Consider the following 22,272-nt stretch of genomic DNA (forward strand, 5'->3'; position numbering starts at 1 on the left):
TAGCCTAATGCAAATAGAAACACCGACAATTCTTAAGAAAATTGTGGAGCGAAAGTATGAGGAGATTGCTGAGCGTAAATCTCATACACCGTATGGAAACTTAGAGGTCGCGGCCTCAGTAGCAAATGTTCATAACGCGCCACGTGGCTTTGCTCAAGCTTTAAGGCATAAAGTTGCCATAGGAAAAGCGGGTGTCATTGCTGAAATTAAGCAAGCCTCGCCTAGCAAGGGAATTATACGAGATCCCTTTATACCAGCCGATATTGCTCGTTCCTATGAGCGATCTGGAGCAGCTTGTTTATCTGTTTTGACAGACAGTGACTTTTTTAAAGGGCATGAAGATTACCTAGTGGAAGCTCGTGCAGCTTGTAAGCTGCCAGTGATTAGAAAAGACTTTATTGTCGACGAATATCAGGTGTTAGAAGCGAGGGCGATAGGTGCTGACTGCATTCTTTTAATTGCAGCTTGCCTTGATGGTGAGAAATTGCGTGAGCTGGATCGAATGGCGCGAGATCTTGGAATGGATGTGCTTGTTGAAGTACACAATCGCCCTGAATTGGAATTGGCTCTGGAGTACACTGAGACAGAGTTGTTTGGTATTAATAACCGTGATTTACATACGTTTGAGCTTAGTTTGAATCACACGTTTGAATTGATGGGTAGTGTGCCTTCCGATCGTCTTATTGTTACGGAAAGTGGAATCCATACTCGAGATGATGTTGCGATCATGCGTGAAAAAGGCATTCATGCCTTTTTGGTTGGTGAGGCCTTTATGCGTGCTGATGATCCAGGTGAAAAATTGGCAGAACTGTTTCAGTCTTAGTGGCGATGGTTTTAGTCTTGGCAAATTGAAGTAGGGTTGAATAATGAAGACAAATGTAAGTTGGCAAGAAGATGTGCATTTTACCGCTGAAACTGGCTCTGGTTTTAAAATAGAGATTGATGGTAATCAGACTGCTGGGCCAAGACCAATGGAGCTTTTGCTTGCAGGTTTGGGTGGCTGTACTTCTTATGATGTAGTTGGGATTCTTAAAAAAGCCCGTCAAGATGTGACGTCATGTGTGGCTCAAATTGATGCGGATCGAGCGGATGCAGTTCCGGCTGTATTCACAGAGATTCGAGTGCATTTTGTTGTGACAGGTCGCAACTTAAAAGAAAGCGTGGTTGCGCGTGCAGTGAAATTATCGGCTGAGGAATATTGCTCTGCTTCTTTGATGTTAGAAAAAGGCGGAGTGAAGATAGTTCATAGTTTTGAAGTGGTTGAAGCTGAGTAAGACGACAAACTAAAAGCGTGGATTTAGAAAGAGCCGTAAGGCTCTTTTTTTGTGTCAGTTTCTAGATGTTTGGTGTCCCCACCAGGACTCGAACCTGGAATAGCTGCTTAGGAGGCGGCCGGTATATCCTGTTTACCTATGAGGACGTATTTGAAGAAGTGTTTTATACATTATTTGGGTTTGGAATACAAATGTATGGTCAATACGATGTTGATTTGTATGGTTTTTTACGCTCTACCAAGTGTGTGTTTGCTACTTATTGGGTGTGTCGAGCCTCTGGAGGTATAGACTTTATTTTTAGTGCTGTGGCCCTGTAGTAATTCAAAAAGATGCTTATTACGCTTTTGAAGTGTGTTGAGTACGCGTGCGTTAGTGTTGTTCTTGGTTTTGCACTTGTTGAGGAGTTCTTCGCACTCTTGCATGAGTAGGCGTACATTATCTAATGAACTGTCTTGAAGGTTAAGCCAGCTTTTAAATTCTTCTTCGGTTGGTTTTTTTCGGTCTACGATGTCAAATTTAATGAGAATGTTGACTCTTGTCTCATTAAGTTGATTCATTTCATCAAGGAGGGTTTGTTTCTGTTCCGCTATGCTAATGATGGTATCGCTGTCTAATTCGCCATAAGCAGAGCGTTCTTCATCAAGAAGCGCAGATAGTTTTTCTAATACCTCTTTGCTTCTGATGAATATTGGGGCGATAGGAATCATAAGGCAAACCGTTTGCTCGATGCATTGAGTTCATAGCTTAGAATAATGAATCCATAGAAGCCATGTTATTTGCTAGCTTTTGCGTGTCGATTTTGTACTCGCCAGAAGCTATTGCGTTTTTAATTTGCTCTACTTTATCCATATCAACATCTGGTAAGTTGTTGATTTTAGATTGCTGGCTCTGTAGCGTTTGAGCTGTACCGCTTAATTTCACGGTATCTTCAGCAAGTGTGCCACCGCTTTGTACTGGGGTGTTTTTTGCTGTTACATTGCCCGCTACATCGTCTTTCTGCGATCGCTCACTTTTGTTTATCGTGTTCTGATTTGATAGACCTGTAAAATGTATTGCCATTGGGTTTTCCGCCCTTAAATAATTTGCCTGTCTATATTGTCGGCAGAGTCTAGAAGAACTTTAGTAAAAACTTTGGTGTAAAGAGTTTATAAGTTAAGCTGCCGAATAATCCTTATTCAATAGTTTACAAGAACTTCACTGTTAGTTACAACTTTGCCGTATATAATTCGTTCAGAACTTGTATTTTTAACTCGAATTTGTTGGCCTTTTACACCATTTTCTAAAGCAACGCCGTTCATCCTTACTATAATAGTGCCACTGCTTGCGGTAATGAGTACAAGGTCTCCTTTTTTTACCAGGGTTGGCAGGCTAGTTAGGTCATCTGTAATAAAGGTGTTGATCCGTAGGTTTCGAGAGGCAATGAGGCCGTAAGGTGGCTTTTTTAGTGTGAAGACATCGCCTCTTAGGGTGGATATGTCGACCTCGCCAACATCTGTGTTGGATTGGCTGATAACTTGTCCGCGGTTTATTGGTGTGGTGGTCTTGATCGCGGGGATCGAGATACTTTGTGTAACTGGTATGTAGGATTTCCAAGTTGGTGATTGGCAACTTATTTCATAGTTTGTACGTTTGATAGCGTCTGGTCGTTGATTATTTATTTGAATTGATCCACTTTCGCAGTCCGGCAGATAGTTTAAAGCGGCGAGGTTGTTTAGTGAAATACTGATGGCTGCATCAGGGTATATTTCTGACAATCGAGGAATCTCTACTTGGTTGATATAGAGGTTAATTTGCTCTTCTATGGAGGCTGCAAAAGTTAAACCTGCTTGGAAACAAATGAAGGCTATACTTAGCCTTATGATTCGCATGATTCGCTCTCTTTGTTTATTATTGCGTGATTAGTAAGATAGTTAGTAAAAAAATCGAATTCACTTTATCATCGGACGATGCATTTTAACAATTTTGAGGTAATACCTCAGTATATGTTTATACATTTTGGAGGCGTTTATGGCTGGAGTTTTGGATACTGTTAACCAACGTACACAGCTTGTAGGGGAAAACCGACTTGAATTGCTGTTGTTTCGCTTAAATGGTAAGCAGATTTACGGTATTAACGTCTTTAAGGTAAAAGAAGTACTGCAGTGCCCTAAATTGACCACTATGCCTCATAGCTCACCAGTCGTTAGAGGGGTGGCTCATATTCGTGGTGGCACGATTCCTATTTTAGATTTGGGCCTGGCTACAGGTGCAAGTCCTATTGAGAATATTAGTCAGTGCTTTGTTATTATTACTGAGTATAACCGCCGAATTCAGGGGTTCTTGGTGCGAGGTGTTGAACGCATTGTGAATATGAATTGGAGTGATATTCAGCCACCTCCAAAAGGCCTATCAAATGACAACTACTTGACGGCAGTTTGTCAGGTAGATAAAGAGATGGTTGAGATTATTGATGTAGAGCAAATTCTTTCTGAGGTTGCACCGACACGCCAAGATATTTCAGATGGCATTGTTAATAATGGCGTCACTGAAAATGCCCAGAAGCATCATATTCTTATCGTAGATGATTCCTCTGTTGCCCGTAAGCAGATTAAGCGTTGTATGGAGCAAGTTGGCTTTGCAACAACCGTATTGTGTGATGGACGAGAGGCGCTGGATTATCTTCAGGCTTTGGTGGCAGATGGAAAAGATGTAACGAAAGAGTTTTCAATGGTCATTTCTGATATTGAAATGCCAGTGATGGATGGTTATACATTAACGACCGCTATTCGTAATGATAGCCGCTTACAAGATCTCTTTATTCTTCTTCACACTTCTTTAAGTGGTGTCTTTAATGAGGCAATGGTTAAGAAAGTTGGTGCTGACGGATTTTTAGCGAAATTTCAACCTGATGAGCTTGCCCGATTGGCAATAGAAACTGTTCAGGTGCAATCGGAATAACATTTAGTCTCTCTTTAGATAGGCTTTATTTATTGAATCTGGAACGTATGGAGTTTTAATGCTCAGTAGTACAAATACAATTACGCCGAATGGTTATATCAGGTTCAGGGACTATCTGCAGAAAGTTTGCGGAATTTCGTTGAGTGATAATAAGCAGTACTTGGTTGCCAGTCGTTTGGGGAAAATCTTAGAAAGAGAGGGTTTTTCTAAAATAGAGCAGCTTGTAGATGCATTGGAAAAATTTGGTGGCTCCAAATTGAAAGAAGAAGTCATTAATGCAATGACGACAAATGAAACCTTATGGTTTAGGGATACTCACCCGTTCACTATTTTGAAAGAGAAGGTGTTGCCAGAAATGACGGCATCCCCTTTGAGAATATGGTCGGCCGCATCCTCAACTGGTCAAGAGCCTTACTCAATTAGTATGGTGATTGAAGAGTTTAAATCTTCTCGACCAGGTGTTTTAAAGGCAGGTGAAAAAATAGTTGCCACAGATATTTGTACTAATATTTTGAAGCATGCCAAGCAAGGTGAATACGATAGTTTGGCAATTGCTCGAGGTCTCGGTGCAGATCTACAAAAGCGTTACTTTGACAAGATAAATGATGCTACTTGGAAAATTAAGTCGAATTTAGGCGCACGCGTTGAGTTTAAGTATTTGAATCTAATTGAGTCTTTCTCAATGTTAGGCAAATTTGATGTGATTTTTTGTCGAAACGTACTGATTTATTTTACCGTCGATCTTAAGTTAGATATTTTGAAAAGAATGCATGCCTCTTTAAAGCCGGGAGGGTATTTGTTTCTTGGTGGCTCAGAGGCGCTAAGTGGTCTTTCTGACTATTTCGAAATTGTGCAATGTCACCCAGGGATTGTTTACAAAGCTAAGGCTTTATAAGTTACCTTAATTTTTTGCTTTTCAAATAGCCTGTCCTGTTTATGGATGGGCTTTTTTGTATCTTTTGTCCTACCTTTAAGTTTGCCGCTTTTTGCCGTTTAGCAGTATTTTTTATGTAAATCATTGAAAAACATAAGCTTTATTTTTTGGCATCATAATTGCTTTATATGTTTTGTATTGATTAAAACTCGTTTTTATTGAGGGTTAAATGGCTATTTCTTTTTCAAACGCATTTGCAGGACATGACAAAACGCTTGAGTTCCGAAGCGCGAGAGCTGCCGTGCTTGCAAATAATATTGCGAATGCGGATACGCCAAACTACAAGGCGAGAGATATCTCGTTTGATTCTCTTTTAAGCGATGAAAGTAATAAGTTGAAGCTTGCAGGTACTAATTCTCGCCACATGGCTGGAGAAGGGGTTGCGGGTGAGCCTGAGGGGTTGCTTTATAGAAACGCTAACCAACCTTCTTTAGATGGTAATACAGTGGATATGCAAAGAGAGCAAGCTGAATACGCACAGAACTCTATGCAGTTTGACACTAGCTTTATGTTTTTAGACCGAAAAATTAGCGGCATGAAAAAAGCACTTATTGGGAACTAATAGCGATGTCTTTGAGTAATATTTTTACAATTTCTGGATCTGCAATGAGTGCTCAAACTGTACGTTTGAACACAATAGCGAGCAATATGGCTAACGTCGACAGCGCGGCAAGCTCAGCAGATCAGACATATCGTGCCCGTAAGCCGGTTTTTTCACAGATGATGAATGACAGCATGCGTGAGCGTGGCTGGGGAAATGTTAAAGCAGATAATAGCGGTGCAGGTGTTGGTGTGAAAATTGATGGTATTGTGGAGTCTGATGCGCCTTTACAGCCGCGATATGAACCAGATCATCCAATGGCCAATGACGACGGTTATGTGTTTTATCCGAATGTAAATCCGATGGAAGAGATGGCTGATATGATGTCGGCTTCTAGATCTTTCCAAACGAATGTAGAAATTATGAACACCGCAAAAAGCATGATGCAGAAAATGCTAACGCTTGGGCAGTCATAGGAGCTGATATATGGCAAATATCTCTGATACAAAAGGTCTTGGTGGTCTGATCTCTCAATATGGGACGGATGCCGCTAAGTCAAAAGCTGGTATTGAGAAGCCTGAAGTAACAAAGGAAGAGGCTGCATTAGCAGATCAAAATGTCTTCTTGAAATTATATATAGAGCAATTAAAAGGTCAGGATCCAACGGCGCCACAGGATACCAATGACATGGTGGCCCAAATGTCTCAATTTAGCTCTCTAGAAAGGCTAACGAGTATATCTGATCAGCTGGAAAATATGGCGACTTCATTGACCTCCAATCAAGCATTGAGTGCTTCGACGCTGGTTGGTAAGTCGGTTTTAATGGAAGGTAGTAAGGCGAAAGTAACGGAAGGCTTGGAAGAGGTGCCGCTAAGGGTTGTCATACCTGAAAACTCTCAGACTGCAACGTTGAAGATCTTTGATGCAGATAGCCGTCTTGTGCGTACAGCAACACTTAATGGTGCCGACTATAAGTGGGATAAAAAAGATGATGACGGAAATGTTTTGCCGCCTGGGGAATACCGTTTCTCAGCTTCCTCTACAAATGATAAAGGGGAGGTCTCTGCGATGAATACTCGTTTGCCTGCTCGTATTCAGGGGGTCACCATTAATGGTGAGAATGGGACAGCTTTGAATGTAGAAAACCACGGCAAAATTAAACTCACAACTGAATTAGAAATATTAGGGTGATTGGAGAGCATTATGGGATTCAATACTGCACTATCTGGCATTAAAGCGTCTGCCGATTATTTAAGTGTTACGGGTAATAACATTGCTAACGCCGATACGACGGGCTTTAAAAAATCGCGTATTGAGTTTGATGACCTCTACAATACAAGTGTTCTTGGTGCTGGTAGCGGTAACAGTATTGGTTCTGGTGTCAGTGTGAGTAAGGTTTCTCAAGAGTTTGCTCCTGGTAACTTGTCCTATACAGACAATAACCTTGATCTGGCTGTTGATGGTACTGGGTTCTTTGTTTTGGATGCGGGTGTGGCTCAGTCTTACACACGAGCGGGTAACTTCAAACTGGACGAGAATGGCTTTCTGGTGACAAATACAGGAAGTAATGTTCAGGGTTATAACGCTGTAGATGATGTTGTTGGTGGGAATTTGGAAGACTTGAAAATTCCTACGGACCGAATCGCTCCAGAAGCGACATCCGCAATGGAATTAAAAGTGAATTTGAATTCAGACAGCAAGGATGTGCCGCCATTTATTAGTGCCGACTTCGATCCAATGAATCCGGATTCCTATAATTATACCCAGACACAAGGTGTTGTTGATGCTAACGGTCAAACGCACGTTGTTACCTATTACTATTCTAAGAGTGAGTTGCCTAATACTTACAAAGTTAATGCGACAGTAGACGGTAATATGACTGATGACGCTGGTGTTCCTTTCTTGGCAGAGACTTTTGCTACGTTTAATACAGCAGAAGGTGGTGTCGATTATAATGGCGACGGTACTCCAGAGCAGCCAAATCAGCTTCTATATATTGGTGCGACTGAGCCTGGGGCTGGAGATATCGCGGCTCTAACTCAAAACCCTGTGACGGTTAATGGTACCTTAGGTGGGGTTGCGATTACGGCCACGCTTGCTCCTGGGGATGTGCGTAATAATAGCTCTGTTGCCCGTGAGGCATTCGATCCTTTAAGCGTTGAATCGTATACCTATGGCAATACAAGGACGGTATACGACTCTTTGGGTGGTGCTCATACAATGGGGTATTACTTCATCAAACAGGGCGAGGACAATAATTACGAACTTCGCGTCACTTTGGATGGTGAAGAGAGTTATACCGATCCGCTTACTGGTAATGACACTCGTTTTTTGAAAGAAAATACAACTGTTAGTTTTGATGCTGCAGGTAATTTGATGGGCACATATCGTGGTATCGCTCCTTATGATATTGCGCAACCTATTGCTTTAGAAATTACAGGGTTGGACCCATCTAATCGCGGTAAGGTTGTTGAGTTGGATATGTTTGGATCAACTCAATTTGCGCTGGAGAACACAGATACGTTTGAACAAGATGGATTCTCGGCAGGTGAGTTGCAGGGAGTTTCATTCGATGATGACGGCATGCTAACGGCAACTTATACCAACCAACAAACGGCAACACTTGGCCAAGTTGCTCTGGCAACATTTGATAGTACGGATGGACTTGTCCCTAACGGCCATTCTGCATGGCTTGCAAGTAAAGGTTCTGGGCCAGCTGACATTGGCCGTCCTAATAGCGGTACGCTAGGACGAATTCAAGGTGGCGCGTTAGAGGAATCTAACGTTGACCTTACGTCTGAATTGGTTGCGCTCATTGAGGCGCAGCGTAATTACCAAGCAAACAGTAAGACATTAGAAACAGAAAATACTGTGACTCAGACGATAATAAACCTTCGTTAATTTTCTGGAGAGAGAAGATTTAGGCCGGATCAGCAATGCTGTTCTGGCCTTTTTTTTGCCTTTTATAAAGGGATTTTTTATGGTTTTGATAAGTTGGTATGCTTTTTGAAGGGTGTATTGTCTAGTGGTTATTTTTTTCTGGGAGAATCGTAGTGGATAAGGCTTTATATTTGGCAATGAGTGGCGGTGTTCAAACGATGAATGCGCAAACTATTCACGCTAACAATCTTGCAAATGTCAGTACGACTGGCTTTCGCTCAGATTTTGAACAAGCCCGCTCCATGCAGGTCTATGGGGATTACTATCCTAGCCGTGTTTACGCGATGACAGAAAACCCAGCTACACGCTATACGCAAGGCGATATGATACAAACTGGCCGAAATCTAGATGTTGCTGTATCCGGTGATGGTTTTATTGCTGTCTATGACGATAGTGGTCAAGAAGCATATACCCGTGCAGGAGACTTTCAGATTAATGCGACAGGCCAGTTGGTAACCGGACGAGGTTTGCCTGTTGCTGGGGTGGGAGGGCCTATTTTTTTGCCGCCTGCGAACAGCATTAATATTACCGCGGATGGTTCAATTTCTATTGTTCCGCAAGGTGGCGCTGATAATGAAGTGGCAGTGCTGAACCAGATTAAGTTGGTCAATCCAGATAGACAGAATTTACGCAAAGAAGAAGATGGTTTGCTCCACACCAGAGATGGTCAGGAATATGAGGCAGACCCTAATGTTCAGTTGGTTAGCGGTTTCATTGAAGGCAGTAATGTTAATGCTGTGGAAGAAATGACGCACATCATGAATTTATCTCGTCGTTTTGAGATGAATGTCAAAATGATGGATACCATTCGAAATAATGCAGACTCTTCGGCAAGAATATTACAGCGTACATCATAAGTATGATGGCTAAACACATATCAATGAATTAAGAGGTTTTTATGAATTCGGCATTATGGGTTAGTAAAACGGGTTTGAGTGCAATGGATAAGCAGTTGAACGTTGTGGCCAACAACTTGGCGAACGTTTCAACCACAGCTTTTAAGAAAGATAGAGCAGTATTTGAGGATCTAATGTATAAAACTGTTCGAGCACCTGGTGGGTTAAGTGCTCAAAACGCCGAATTGCCTTCAGGCTTGCAATTGGGTACGGGTGTGAAAGTTGGCGCTTCCCAAAAAGATTTTTCTAATGGCGACTATAATATGACCGATCGTCAGCTTGATGTTGCTATTCAGGGTAAGGGCTTTTTACAAGTGCTACAGCCTGATGGCACGATTGCTTATACTCGCGATGGCAGTCTTCAGTTGAACAGTCAAGGTCAGCTATCAACATCAGGTGGTTTGGTTGTGGAGCCTGGTATTCAAATTGATCCAGATACCATCGAGATCATGATCGCAGAAGATGGAATAGTTTCTGTACGTAAGAATGGTGATACAGATGCGCAGCAAGTGGGTGCTATCAATATTGCAGGGTTTATTAACCCTACAGGATTAAATGCTGCGGGACAGAATATATTTACTGAAACCAATGCGAGTGGGCCGCCGTTAGTTGGTGTACCTGGAACAGATTCATTGGGAACGATTGCTCAAGGTATGCTTGAGGCTTCTAATGTTAACTCGATCGAAGAGCTTGTTAATATGATTACGACACAACGAGCTTATGAAATGAACTCAAAAGTCATTGCCTCTGCAGACGGCATGATGAGCTTCGCAATACAGCAGTTATAGTAATATGTGGAAAATGATGAAGATTAAATTTGCCTTATTAATTTTATTTAGTGTTAGTTTGTCTGGTTGTCTCACTTGGGATGTCAATCAGCAAGCGGTAGCTAATGCGGCGGCAGCTGGAGCGGCGGCTGCCGTAACGGAAGCTGTCATTGATGCTGTAGCTGATGAAAATGATGAGGATGAATCTTCATCGGAAGAGGCTCGAGCTGGCTATGTGCCTGATCCGAATGACCCTTTAAATGGTCCTAATATTAGCCAATCGATTCAATCTGATGATCCATATTATACTCCAGTTTATCCCAGTGGTATGACGCCTTCTCAAGCCCCAACGGGTGGTATTTATCAGGCGAGCATGGGGGATGTATTTTTTGGGGATCAAAAAGCGAGTAAGGTTGGTGATATTTTGACCATCAATCTAAACGAGACAACAACATCTACAAAGGCTAATGCGGCCACGGTTTCAAAATCTTCATCAGCGACAATAGAAAACCCAACGGTTCTTGGTCAGGAGTTGAGAGTGGATACAACGCTGCCTCAGCAGGGAACTGATTTTAGTGGTAATGCTTCTGCAAACCAAAATAATAGCTTGAGTGGTACGATTTCAGTGACTGTATATCAGGCATATCCTAATGGTTTGTTGGCGGTTCGTGGTGAAAAATGGCTGCGCTTGAACCAAGGTGATGAATATATTCGTTTCTCAGGTATGGTTAGAAAACAGGATATTTCCCCTGAAAACACGGTTGAATCTGAACGTGTGGCGGATGCAAGAATTACCTATTCTGGTACAGGTGATGTTGCGGCTGGAAGTGAACAAGGTTGGGTGAGTCGTTTGCTTAATACTAGCAACATGCCATATTAATTTAATGAGCTAACTGCAGGGGACTGGTTCCTCGTAAATAGGTGATGTGATGAAGCACATAGCGCTAATTGTCTTATATTGTTTATCGTTTTCTGTTCAGGCTGAGCGCCTGAAAGACATTGCTAGTGTTCAGGGGGTTCGAGAAAACCAATTGTTTGGTTATGGTTTGGTAATCGGCCTTAATGGAACGGGTGATAGTACGGCTTTTACCAATCAGAGCTTTGCGAGTATGTTGTCTCGGTTTGGTGTGACCTTGCCGGATGGTGTGAATGCTACGTCTAAGAATGTTGCCGCGGTTTCTTTGACGGCCACTTTGCCAGCTTTTTCTAAACCGGGTCAAAAAATCGATGTGACAGCTTCATCGATTGGTAATGCGAGTGCATTGCGTGGTGGTACACTTTTACTTTCTACATTGAAGGGGGCAGATGGTGCTGTTTATGCTATTGCACAAGGTAACCTTGTTGTTGGTGGATTAGGCGCTGATGGCTCAAGGAACTCTGTCAACGTGCCTACTGTTGGGCGCATTCCTAATGGTGCTAGTGTTGAGCGCGTCGTGCCTAGTAGTTTTAATACTGGTGACACCTTAACGTTTAATTTGAATCGCCCAGATTTTACAACGGCTAAACAAGTATCAGATAAGATTAATGATCTCCTTGGACCTGGTGTGGCAACAACTTTAGACGCAACGTCTATTCGTGTGTCGGCGCCGAGAGATCCAAGTCAGCGTGTGACCTATTTATCTATTCTTGAAAACCTAGATGTCGAAGTAGCTGAAGAGCGAGCTCGTATTGTGGTGAATTCGCGTACTGGAACCATTATTATTGGTCAGCATGTTAAGGTCTCACCAGCAGCCATTACTCATGGTAGTTTAACTGTGACTATTCAAGAAGTGCCTCCAGTGGTTGGTCAAGATGGCACGGTAACGGGTGGAGAGACGATACTATCACCACGCGAGGGTATTGAAATAGCGCCTGATAGTGGGCGAATGTTTGTTTTTGATCCGGGTGCGTCATTGAATGATATTGTGCGTGCTGTTAATCAGGTTGGCGCAGCGCCTGGTGATGTTATGGCAATATTGGAAGGCTTAAAGCAGGCCGGTGCGATTAATGCTGATTTAGTGGTGATATAGCTTTGGTTATGAATTCGGTGCCGCCTAAACAAGACTTTTTCGCCGATTTTTCGACGTTAACTGATTTGAAGACTAAGGCGCAAAAAGACCCTGATGGCGCGTTAAAAGACGTAGCTCAGCAGTTTGAATCTATTTTCATTAATATGCTACTAAAGAATATGCGTAGTACTAATGAAGCAATCGGTGGTAGTTTGTTTTCCAGTGCGCAGACGAAGCAGTATCAGGAGATGATGGACTCTCAGATGTCGCAGAGCATGGCTAAGTCCGGCGGTATTGGTTTATCCGATGCGCTTATTCGTCAGTATCAAACTCAGCAGCAGGCTCGCATCAGTTCGCCTGAAGCAAAGCGGCGTGGTGATACGGACTTCCTGAATCAAGTGGCAAAACAGGACTTAGTTCGAATTCAAGCGTTAGCACACCGCGCTTCGACGGAATTTATTGAGTCTGTACAGCAAGAAGTCAAACAAAAGAATCTGAGTGAGTCGGTAGGAGAGTCTTCTGTTTCCGCTCTTTCTGTGGTGTTTGGTTCTCCGCAGGAATTTGTTGATAATCTTTGGCCGCATGCCCAACGTGCAGCCGAAAAACTAGGCGTGAACCCTAAGGCAATATTAGCGCAAGCAGCGTTGGAAACAGGTTGGGGTAAATACCCAATTGCTAAAGAAGACGGCGCTGCCAGTTTTAATTTATTTGGCATCAAAGCTGATAATCGTTGGCAGGGTGATAGAGCTGTGGTTAGTACATTAGAGTTTCGTGATGGTGTTGCTAAACGTGAAAGAGCAGCGTTTCGTGCCTACGACTCTTTTTCGCAAAGCTTTGAAGATTATACGAATTTTTTATCCTCTAGTGAGCGGTATAAAGATGCCATTGAGGCTGGGGATGACGCGTCAATGTTTGCCGCTTCTTTGCAAAAAGGCGGCTATGCTACTGACCCTAAATACGCTGAAAAAATTGATAGTATCCTTTCTAGTGAATGGTTTAAGCGACTTTAGGGCGCTTTTTAGTATGCACTCGATGGTTTTTAATTTCGCCTAAAATCATCTAAAAGTTAGGTTTTTGTCGTTAAAATCTGTTTCTTTAATGTTTTTTGTTATTTGAACTTCCCTCCATAAAAAATATTTCGAAATTAAATCCCTTTAAATCTCAGTGTTGGTAAAATTCTTGCATCTATAGTTGTTAGAGCTAGGTTAGAAATATAGCTATTTTTGAAAAACGTACTAGAGGTGTGAGCAATGGGCTCAAATTTATATTCAATTGGTTTGTCTGGACTTCAGTCTAGTAATGCCCGTATTAATACGACAGGGCAGAACACATCCAATGTGGATACTGAGGGCTATAGCCGTCAAAGAACCGACACCACTAGTTCGCCTGTAGGAGGCGTAGTTCTTCGTGACACCTCGCGTCTTGTCGATAATTTTGTTAGTAAGCAAGTTCGTACGGATACTTCGACGCATTCTTACTACGATGCTTATCATTCGATGATATCGACTTCCGACAATTTGTTGGCCGAAGATAGCATTTCTTTAAACACATACCTCAATAAATCCTTTGATGCATTACAGACGGTTAATAATGACCCTACTTCATCATCGTTGCGTCAGCTAGCACACTCAAGTCTTGCGAATCTAGTTCAGCAATACCATGTATTGTCTGGTGTTGTGAGTGATCAAGAAGGGTTGGTTGATGCACAGCTTTCATCTTCTTTGAAGGATGTGAATGCTATCACGTCAAAAATTTCAAATTTGAATAAGCAGATCCTAAAGCAAGAAGGCCTTTCAATTTCGCCAGCTAATGAACTCCGAGATCAACAAGAATTATTGGCGAAGGATCTTTCCAAATACCTAGATGTTAACGCTCAATTTAATGATAAAGGATTGATGACAATTCAGTTGGCGAATGGGCAGCCGTTGGTTATGGACAAGAATCCGACTGAAATCAAAGTTAGGCCTAATCAATTGGAGCCAAAGAAAATTGATTTGGTTGTTAGTTTTGGTGACTACGAAGTTGCTTTAAAAACACAAGGTCTAGGTGGAAGTGTCGGTGGTCTTGTAGATTATAGATCTGAATTTAGTGTGTATGCAGATAGAACCTTAGGTCAGCATGCTATTGCTTTAGCGGATGCCATGAATACCCAGAATAAAAAAGGGATTGATGGCGATGGTCTAGTAGGTAAAAATCTATTTTCTTTAGGAGAGATAGAGGTTTACTCATCATTGGAAAATATCCACAAGACTAAGGATATTTCTATCAAGGTATCGGATGGTGAAGCCGCTAAGATCACGAAAGAGACCTTTGAGTTAAGCAGAACGGATGATAATAGGTTTTCTATCAAAAGAATCGATGAAAAGGGCAATGCAACAGAACAGAATATTATTTTTGATCCGTTGTCCTTAGCAAAGGACAGTGGTGGTTATGTTAAAATAGACGAACTGGGTATTGATATTCGTCTTGATAACCTTAGTGCAATTGATGATAACGATGTATTTCGATTTACACCCACGGAAGGTGCTGCTGCTGGTTTGTCGCTATTTGCAAAAAATGGTGAGTCGCTTGCTTTGAGTGCTCCTTTGAGTGTGAATACAGGCTCTGGTAATTTATCTGATGCTCGAATTTCATTGACGTCTATAATGAATACAAACCCTGAAACATCGGCCTTTTCATCTGATGGGCCTCTTTATCCAAGCGCGCCGCACCAAATTTACTTTACTTCTCCAAGCTCGTACGTTGTGCGTGATGCATCTGGAGTAGAGATTGCTTCAGTGAGTAATGTGACTCAGTATACTAAATTGCTTGAGCAAGCTGGGCTTTCTGATGAAGCGGGGTTTGATGTATCAGTTTCATCGAAACCTCAAAAAGGTGATGAGTTTTCTATTGGTACCGATAACATAGGTGTATCTGATAACTTTAATGGTCTTGCTTTGGCTGATTTGCAAAATAAATCCCTAGTGGCTGGTGAAGATACTTTGATGAAGTCATTTTCTGGCTTCATTTCATACGTTGGTAGTAAAACAGCAGAAATAGAAGGGCACGCGGACGCGAGTGAGATAGTGTTAAATGAAAGTCTTGCTCGTCGTGATCGATTGTCCGCGGTAAGTCTTGATGAGGAGGCAGTGAATCTTTTGAAATATCAACAATCTTATTCCGCTTCTGCTCAAGTGGTGACTGCCGCTCGTACAACGTTTGAAACTTTGCTTGGGATCATGAGGTAAGATTATGCGTGTAACGAATAATTTAATTTACGGTCAAGCAAACCGATCTATTAGCCAAGCGAATGAAAAAATCCTAGATGTTCAGGGTAAAATATCTTCGCAGACTAATATCTTAAAGCCAAGTGATGACCCTGTTGGAGCTAGCCAGATTTTGCTCTATGACGGCAATAATCGAACGCTAAAGCAATATGACGAAGCGATGAAAATGGCCAAGGGAAACTTGGAATATCAAGAAGTTGCTTTAGACAGTATGAATGACTTTTTAGATACGGCTAGAACTCTGTTTATACAGGCTCAGAACGATATTAATACTCAAGCTGATATAAATGCTATTGCCCAAGAGATTGCTTTGATAACGGAATCAATGGCAGATCTTATGAATTCTAAGAGTGCAGATGGCAGTTATATTTTTGCAGGTACGGACTCTCAAAGTCCTGCCTTCACTCTAGGGAGTGATGGGCGTTATCATTGGTCTGGTAATGAGGGGCAGAAATTTGCCCAGATTTCAGAGGACATCAGAATTCCTGTTACTAATTCAGGTAAAGTGCTTTTTCAAGATATTTGGACGAATAGATCTTTTAACGCCAAAATTGCAGAAGGTAATGTGCTATTAAAATCCAAAGTGCAGGATCAGGCTGATCTTGATACTTTTATGGCTAAAAATTATGATCCTGAAAACCCTAAAGCAAATCGCTATTATTTGACGACTTCCTATTCTGAGGATCAAAAGCCTGTTGACGCAGAAAGACCAAATGGGAAAGGTAGTAAGTCGAAAGAAGAGTTAGATAATTATCACCTATTTACAGGAATGCCTGCCCAGTATGCTGTTACAAATAGTGATGGTGAGATAGTTGAATCTGGTGAGTATAGTGTGGGTAAGCCGATTGCGTTTGCTGGAATGTCTTTTATTGTAGAGGGGGAGCCAGGTGCTTCTATTGATATTTCACTTAAAAAGCCAGAAAAAGATAACGTGCTTAACCAGATAAAAAGCTCCTTAGCTGTGTTGACTGACAAAAACAGCACCTATAGTGACCGAGAGGCTGCATTTTTTAGTGCTACCTACAGTATTAATAATGCTCAGCAGCGAATTGGCGAAGGGCGGTCTGAAATCGGCGCAAGGCTAAATATGATTGAGGACAGAGAGGATTATAGTTCTGCCAACCAGCTGTCTAATACGATTGCTCAAAGTAGGGAAGGGGAGTTGGATATGGGGGCGGCTGCAACCGAGCTATCAATGAAAGAGTCTGCGCTAACTGCATCGCAGAAGGTCTTTTCTCGTATGAGTAATTTGTCTCTATTTAACCAAATGTAATTTTTTAAGGTATAAGGTAAAAAATGTCAGCATTTAAAATGGAGTCCTGTTTTGGGGCTGATATTAATGTCGGGTACTTTAATATACTTGAAATACTCACTATCCTAGAAATTAAAAGCAAGGTTGTTGAGAGCAAACGGGTAAAGAGTCTGATCGGGATGCATGGTAAAAAAGACCGTATTGTCGGTGTGGCCATGCGCCAAATTGCATTTGATGTATTGCGCTCGACCTTAGACTCTGAATTTTTGCCTTACGATCCGTACTTCTCTGATGACAAACTCTTGAATACTCGACGTGAGCGTTTATATGATGCACAAGAGAGGTTTCTCATCTTGTGCATGTCTATCGCTAGTGGGCGCTCTGTTGTAAGTCTTAGAAAGCTCAACCCTGATTTAAATACCAAAGAGCTACGAAGTAAGCATACTCGTGGTAAAAGCCTTTTTCGCTATTTCAGGCAAGAGCTAAATGACAATACAAGAGACTATATTCTTAGCTATAAGTCGTCCCAAGATAAAAAAGGGACGAATGACGACAATATTACTGATACTTCTGTAGAGTCTGATCAGCAAGTTAAAAAAGTGGAAGTAGCTAAAAAAGACGTGGTTGATCATAAATTAATCCCGACTTCGTTTGACACTGAAACTGTTACTGCACTAAAGATATTTCAAGATGGCCACAATTTATTGTCTTCTCAAGTGGAGCGCTTTAAGCGTGGTGAGCAGCTTGAAATGCTTGAGTTGATGAAGCTTTGTCGTCGACTGATAGAGTCCCATACTCGTAATAATTTTTCCCTAATGGCAATACGCCATATAAAAGACCCCTCAACATATTTAGAGCAGCATGCTATGGGTATGGCTGTTTTGGCCATTCATTTTGCGAAAGCGTTACAGTTATCATCTGCATACATTGAAGTGATTTCTCTTGGCGCTTTATTGTTTGATTTGGGGCGCTTTAAATTGCCGATGGCGATGGTAACAAAAAGTACAAAAATGACGGAAGGAGAGTTTGATTTATTCCGTAAGCATATACAGTTCGGGGAGCAGATTTTACAGAAGTGTGCAGGTGTGCCGAAGGCTGTGTTTCAAATGTTGTCCGATCACCATGAAAAAATAGATGGCTCTGGTTATCCTGAAGGTAAACAGGGTCAGGAGATTTCTGTTTATGGGAAAATTGCTGCGATAATCGATGCTTATGATGCAATGACCTCTGAACAACCGCATAAGCATTCTATGGGACCAATTAAAGCGTATCGGCAAATGCAAAAAGAATCTGGTTTGGCATTTGATCAAAAATTATTGTCTGTGTTTTTAAATAGTATAGGCTCAATCCCTGTTGGTTCCTGTGTTTCCCTTTCTAATGGAAGAGTTGGGTTTGTTTTGACACTGAATAAATCTTTTCAACCTTCCTTGGTTCGTCAGGTTTACAGTGTAACGAACAAGGCGTTTGTAGAGGCTTCAGATATTGAGCTGAATAAATCTGCAAACCTAAGAACAGAAGTGACGATTGAAAAAGATGTTGACCCACAATCATTCGGACTTCAATTTATCAATCACCTTTCATAAATCATAGTAACAAGTTACCCCTTCTTCTAGTTTTCCCCCTCATACACCTTTCCTCGTGGTTTACAGAGTAAGTGATCTGTAAGCCGTTACGTAGTTTTTCCTCTTAAATTCCCTGTTTTCCTCGTTATTTTTACCTTTATTCTAAAGTTCTCAGAGCTTTGTTCGATAACCGTTCTAGCACTTAATTTGTCAGAACAAAAAATAAAAAAAGTCTAAAAAAAGTGCAAAAACAATTAAAGGTTATCTTATTAGTGTCGATAACTTTATTAAGAGACAAAAACCCCAAAAAACTAATTAAATCAGAGGGTTGTCTTGATTTTCAAAATTCTTAGGAGAGAAGAAAATGGCTTTATATGTAAACACAAATGTGTCATCGCTGAACGCCCAGCGTCAGCTTACGAGTAGCGGTAAAGTGCTGGATACAGCGTTCCAAAGATTGTCATCAGGCCTTCGTATTAACAGTGCGGGTGATGATGCTGCGGGTCTTCAAATATCCAACCGTTTGACGTCGCAAATTAATGGTTTGAACCAGTCTGTTCGAAATGCTAACGATGGTATTTCATTGGCTCAAACTGCTGAAGGTGCCTTGGAAGAAACAACAAGCATGCTTCAACGTATGCGTACTTTATCTATTCAGTCCGCTAACGGCTCGAATGCTGACGAAGACCGTATTGCCTTGCAACAAGAGATGGGGCAATTGGCGTCAGAGATTAACCGAATTGCTGATATCACAACTTTTGGTGGTCGAAACCTTCTTGATGGGTCATACCAAGGTATTTTCCAGGTAGGTGCTGATGCCAATCAGACGATTAGCTTTTCAATGGAGTTTGGTGGAATCAATAATTCCATCAACTTGGCAGGTAATGGTGGCTTTACTATTTCTGGCCTGACTTCAGGTGTTGCTTATGTTGAGCCAGAAGAAGAGCCGATACAGGTTATTGCTACTGAAGAAGGCGGCTTTGTTAACCAATATGGTGATGCTGTTAACGATCAAGGGCACCTAATTAATGAAGAAGGTGAGTTGATCAATGAAGACGGGCTGCGAGTTAATGAGAACGATGTTCTTATTGACGAAGAAGACCGTCCGATCAATGAAAATGGAGTGTTGATTGATGAAAATGGCACGCCTATTAATGAAGATGGCTCCATTAGAGAAGATGTTGTTAACGAAGACGGCACAATTTTAAATGCTGATGGAACTACGACAGGCTTAGATGGCAGTATCTCGTATCCTGATGGACGAGTTATGCAGCCGGACGGTTCTATGGTTCACCCAGATGGGACAATTAATCACCCAGATGGAGCAGTAACTCAGCCTGATGGTACCTATATCGAGGCAGAGAAAAAATACGGTCAGCCGTTAATTACTGCAGAATCAGTGTCTATTACAGATATTAAGAACTCGCAAAGTATGATCGCTATGTTGGATACCATGATTCAAGCGGTTGACTCCAAACGAGCGGAGCTAGGTGCAGTACAGAACCGTTTTAGTTCTACTGTGAATAACTTGTCTAGCATCTCTGAAAACGTTGCGGCAGCCCGATCTCGTGTAAGAGATGCTGATTATGCAGCTGAAACAGCTTCATTGACAAGCTCTCAAATTATTCAGCAAGCGAGTTCTACTATCCTTGCTCAAGCAAATCAAAGACCACAGGCTGCATTGCAGTTACTAGGATCGTAAGTGGTTGAACGCGGCTGAAGCTCGTATAAAAAAGCGACTTCGGTTAGAAAAAATTCGAGATCTTCTCGGAATATAGGCTACTTCTCTCTCCTAGAGGTGCCTTTTCAGCCGGGTGAATTTTCACCCGGCTTTTTTTTGCCTAAATAATGCTGATTGATAGTGTTTTTTCGGCTTTTGGAGAGGGTTCTAGGCTTATGCCGTAGGTGTTTTCTTGCAAATTAGAGGGGCTTGTTTTGGTTTCTTCTTGGTAGAGAGCAGCTGTGAGATGGGCTTCTAGTGGGTGGTGGATTTTGACTACTGCTTTATGAGTTGTTGAGAGGCTGTTTGATTTTGATGTTTTTGGAAAATGAACGCTACCAAGTGAGCGATGAGGTCATTAATTAAATGATGATGGCTTCCTTCTGAAGCTTGCTTTGCTAGTGACACAGTGAGAGCGATGCCCTGGTGTGAGAGGTATTCGATTTTTAAAAGTAAGGTGCTGCTCTGATGAGTTTGGTTTTGCTGAAGATATTGGCGCTTTTAAATGGTGAGTTGTGCCTTTTGGGGCTGTTTCAAAAGCCTAATTTTCTTACGGCATCTCTGTGTACAAGTAAAAAAGAATGTAGGGCAACTCAATCTTCAAGAGCAGGGCTCGATTCTCATGTGTATAGCTATGTCTTCATCTTGTTCGTTAGGTAGAAGTACTACATGAGAGTGATGAAGTCGTTTGGTGAGTGAAATTTATAGATTTGTGGTGCCAGTAATGCACAGCGATAAAAGTGAGGTAGTTGGTTGGTTTTAATTTGTTGAAAGCGTTGGTCGTTTTATTTGATCCGCAGAGGTGTTGATTATCGGATAGTTAGCTCTGTCATATAGGGCTTGCCTGTGAGGATGTAATTTGAAGCGTCATTTTATACGACACAGTTGTGTCTTTATTTTAAGTGCCGAGGGGATAAGAGTAGCGGTTAGCTCCGTATTACTCTGGCTGATGAGCTGTGTCCTTTGAAAAAAGACTTCTTAAATTGAAAGTGGCCGGGTGGAGTTATTGCTGCGAGGCTTGGTTGTGTCGAATTGATTTCTTAGGAAGTCGTATGTGTGCTGAGAGCTGCTTTTGATCGCAATCGTTTCGAGTTGATGTTTATTCGCTTCGCTTCGCTTGCGCGTAGCTGAAAATTTTTTGGGTTATTTAGTGGCACAGTTGCGTCTTTATTTTGATTGCAGAAGAAGCTTGCAGCGCTTGGTGACGTGGAGTGTGTCAGTTAAAAGGTGCTTTAGTTAGTTGAAAATGGCTGATGCAAAAAGAAGCATTGCTGGGATTTCTCTGTATCGAAGCGGTTGTTGAGGTGAGTCTATTTGAATTTATTGCTGTTCTTGGTGATTAACGTTTGGGGTTGTATTGCTACTAAATTTGTTTCTCTTTGCGAACGCCTGTTTGAAAAGAAATCCCGTTTTCTAGTGGCACAGTTGCGTCTTTATTTTGACTGCAGAAGAAGCTTGCAGCGCTTTAGTTAGTTGAAAATGGCTGATGCAAAAAGAAGCATTGCTGGGATTTCTCTGTATCGAAGCGGTTGTTGAGGTGAGTCTATTTGAATTTGTTGCTGTTCTTAGATATTAACGTTTGGGGTTGTATTGCTACTAAATTTGTTTCTCTTTGCGTACGCCTGTTTGAAAAGAAATCCCGTTTTCTAGTGGCACAGTTGCGTCTTTATTTTGGGTGTGGCGAGCGGGTTTGTGTTGCACCTAAGAATAGCTTGCATCGAACGAAAGAGAGGGGGGGAGACTGCAATAAAAACACATTGCTGGGGTTTTGCTGTGTCGAATTGATTTTCGAGGAGGGTGCTTGTGCCTAGAGTAAATATGACAGTTAGCGTTTTAAATTATTTGGCCACTGGCCTTGTTTGTTTGTGCTTACGCATGCTCGAAAAAAGATTGGATTGTTTATTGGCACAACTGCGTCTTTATTTTGAGTCAGTCTTTGAGAGCTAGAAACGCTTTATTAGTGATGTGTGTCGGCCTCTTTGTTTGGAGGCGTTTAAGTGAGTCATGTGTTCACTTGCAGATGCAGTTTGGTTTTATGTTTTTGATAACTGTCTTGTTGCTACTTGTTTGTGGAGGCAATGTGGCTCCGACTGCGGCTGTGGTCAGCCGATTTGTGGCAACGCAGCGTCTGTTTTTTAAGTGTTTGTTGCCTTAGTGGCAACGCATTGTATTGGTGCTATTTGGGTGTTGTTGGG

General features: G+C 41.8%; 19 protein-coding genes, 1 tRNA gene and 2 pseudogenes. 18 read left to right on the forward strand and 4 right to left on the reverse strand.

All coding sequences use genetic code 11. The features are described from left to right. Nucleotides 1–7 precede the first annotated feature (7 nt). Entirely contained in the window at nucleotides 8–823 is an 816-nt protein-coding gene (trpC, locus tag JSY38_RS13605) for an indole-3-glycerol phosphate synthase TrpC (RefSeq protein ID WP_205113620.1), read from the forward strand. 43 nt (nucleotides 824–866) lie between these two features. Then, a complete protein-coding gene (locus JSY38_RS13610; protein WP_110575287.1) occupies nucleotides 867–1,274 on the forward strand; it encodes an OsmC family protein in 408 nt (135 codons plus the stop codon). A gap of 70 nt (nucleotides 1,275–1,344) precedes the next feature. Here JSY38_RS13610 and JSY38_RS13615 read toward each other — a convergent pair. The 4 genes from JSY38_RS13615 to flgA form a co-directional block, all read right to left on the reverse strand. Continuing rightward, nucleotides 1,345–1,420, reverse strand: a tRNA-Arg gene (locus tag JSY38_RS13615). Between the two features lie 81 nt (nucleotides 1,421–1,501). Next, the gene (locus tag JSY38_RS13620) at nucleotides 1,502–1,981 is read right to left on the reverse strand and encodes a flagella synthesis protein FlgN (RefSeq protein ID WP_114410991.1); all 480 of its coding nucleotides are present in this window, start codon (nucleotides 1,979–1,981) and stop codon (nucleotides 1,502–1,504) included. 37 nt (nucleotides 1,982–2,018) lie between these two features. Then, nucleotides 2,019–2,333, reverse strand: coding sequence for a flagellar biosynthesis anti-sigma factor FlgM (gene flgM / locus JSY38_RS13625; RefSeq protein ID WP_205113621.1), 315 nt, complete (start codon nucleotides 2,331–2,333; stop codon nucleotides 2,019–2,021). 116 nt (nucleotides 2,334–2,449) lie between these two features. Further along, nucleotides 2,450–3,142, reverse strand: a complete 693-nt coding sequence (gene flgA, locus JSY38_RS13630) for a flagellar basal body P-ring formation chaperone FlgA (RefSeq protein WP_114410993.1) — start codon at nucleotides 3,140–3,142, stop codon at nucleotides 2,450–2,452. 139 nt (nucleotides 3,143–3,281) lie between these two features. Between flgA and JSY38_RS13635 the strand changes: the two genes are divergently transcribed. The 16 genes and pseudogenes from JSY38_RS13635 to JSY38_RS18520 form a co-directional block, all read left to right on the forward strand. After that, a complete protein-coding gene (locus JSY38_RS13635) occupies nucleotides 3,282–4,211 on the forward strand; it encodes a chemotaxis protein CheV (RefSeq protein ID WP_114410994.1) in 930 nt (309 codons plus the stop codon). 58 nt (nucleotides 4,212–4,269) lie between these two features. Beyond that, nucleotides 4,270–5,106 (forward strand): CheR family methyltransferase, encoded by an 837-nt coding sequence (locus JSY38_RS13640; protein ID WP_114410995.1) that lies wholly within the window; start codon nucleotides 4,270–4,272, stop codon nucleotides 5,104–5,106. 208 nt (nucleotides 5,107–5,314) lie between these two features. Next, on the forward strand, nucleotides 5,315–5,707 hold the full coding sequence (flgB, locus tag JSY38_RS13645; RefSeq protein ID WP_114410996.1) for a flagellar basal body rod protein FlgB: 393 nt from the start codon (nucleotides 5,315–5,317) through the stop codon (nucleotides 5,705–5,707). A 5-nt stretch (nucleotides 5,708–5,712) separates the two neighbouring features. After that, complete coding sequence (flgC, locus tag JSY38_RS13650; RefSeq protein ID WP_205113622.1) at nucleotides 5,713–6,162, forward strand: flagellar basal body rod protein FlgC; 450 nt, start codon at nucleotides 5,713–5,715, stop codon at nucleotides 6,160–6,162. A gap of 10 nt (nucleotides 6,163–6,172) precedes the next feature. After that, entirely contained in the window at nucleotides 6,173–6,877 is a 705-nt protein-coding gene (locus JSY38_RS13655) for a flagellar hook assembly protein FlgD (RefSeq protein ID WP_114410998.1), read from the forward strand. Nucleotides 6,878–6,889: 12 nt separating this feature from the next. Next, nucleotides 6,890–8,587: a flagellar hook-basal body complex protein gene (locus tag JSY38_RS13660; protein WP_114410999.1), complete on the forward strand. Its 1,698-nt coding sequence runs from the start codon at nucleotides 6,890–6,892 to the stop codon at nucleotides 8,585–8,587. A gap of 152 nt (nucleotides 8,588–8,739) precedes the next feature. Beyond that, a complete protein-coding gene (flgF, locus tag JSY38_RS13665) occupies nucleotides 8,740–9,483 on the forward strand; it encodes a flagellar basal-body rod protein FlgF (protein ID WP_114411000.1) in 744 nt (247 codons plus the stop codon). A 41-nt stretch (nucleotides 9,484–9,524) separates the two neighbouring features. Continuing rightward, entirely contained in the window at nucleotides 9,525–10,310 is a 786-nt protein-coding gene (gene flgG / locus JSY38_RS13670; protein WP_114411001.1) for a flagellar basal-body rod protein FlgG, read from the forward strand. Nucleotides 10,311–10,323: 13 nt separating this feature from the next. Then, entirely contained in the window at nucleotides 10,324–11,169 is an 846-nt protein-coding gene (locus tag JSY38_RS13675) for a flagellar basal body L-ring protein FlgH (RefSeq protein WP_114411002.1), read from the forward strand. Nucleotides 11,170–11,218: 49 nt separating this feature from the next. After that, nucleotides 11,219–12,298, forward strand: a complete 1,080-nt coding sequence (locus JSY38_RS13680; protein ID WP_114411003.1) for a flagellar basal body P-ring protein FlgI — start codon at nucleotides 11,219–11,221, stop codon at nucleotides 12,296–12,298. Between the two features lie 8 nt (nucleotides 12,299–12,306). Then, nucleotides 12,307–13,287, forward strand: coding sequence for a flagellar assembly peptidoglycan hydrolase FlgJ (gene flgJ, locus JSY38_RS13685; RefSeq protein ID WP_205116828.1), 981 nt, complete (start codon nucleotides 12,307–12,309; stop codon nucleotides 13,285–13,287). Nucleotides 13,288–13,527: 240 nt separating this feature from the next. After that, nucleotides 13,528–15,504, forward strand: coding sequence for a flagellar hook-associated protein FlgK (gene flgK, locus JSY38_RS13690; RefSeq protein ID WP_205113623.1), 1,977 nt, complete (start codon nucleotides 13,528–13,530; stop codon nucleotides 15,502–15,504). Nucleotides 15,505–15,508: 4 nt separating this feature from the next. After that, nucleotides 15,509–16,816, forward strand: coding sequence for a flagellar hook-associated protein FlgL (flgL, locus tag JSY38_RS13695; RefSeq protein ID WP_114411005.1), 1,308 nt, complete (start codon nucleotides 15,509–15,511; stop codon nucleotides 16,814–16,816). 23 nt (nucleotides 16,817–16,839) lie between these two features. After that, entirely contained in the window at nucleotides 16,840–18,378 is a 1,539-nt protein-coding gene (locus JSY38_RS13700; protein WP_205113624.1) for an HD-GYP domain-containing protein, read from the forward strand. Nucleotides 18,379–18,721: 343 nt separating this feature from the next. Then, nucleotides 18,722–19,202 (forward strand): annotated as a pseudogene (locus JSY38_RS13705) (flagellin N-terminal helical domain-containing protein); the annotation flags it as partial. A gap of 581 nt (nucleotides 19,203–19,783) precedes the next feature. Then, nucleotides 19,784–20,059: pseudogene (locus tag JSY38_RS18520) on the forward strand (flagellin); the annotation flags it as partial. Between the last annotated feature and the right edge of the window lie 2,213 nt (nucleotides 20,060–22,272).

The organism is Marinomonas foliarum, assembly GCF_016906065.1.
GTDB classification, from domain to species: Bacteria; Pseudomonadota; Gammaproteobacteria; order Pseudomonadales; family Marinomonadaceae; genus Marinomonas; species Marinomonas foliarum.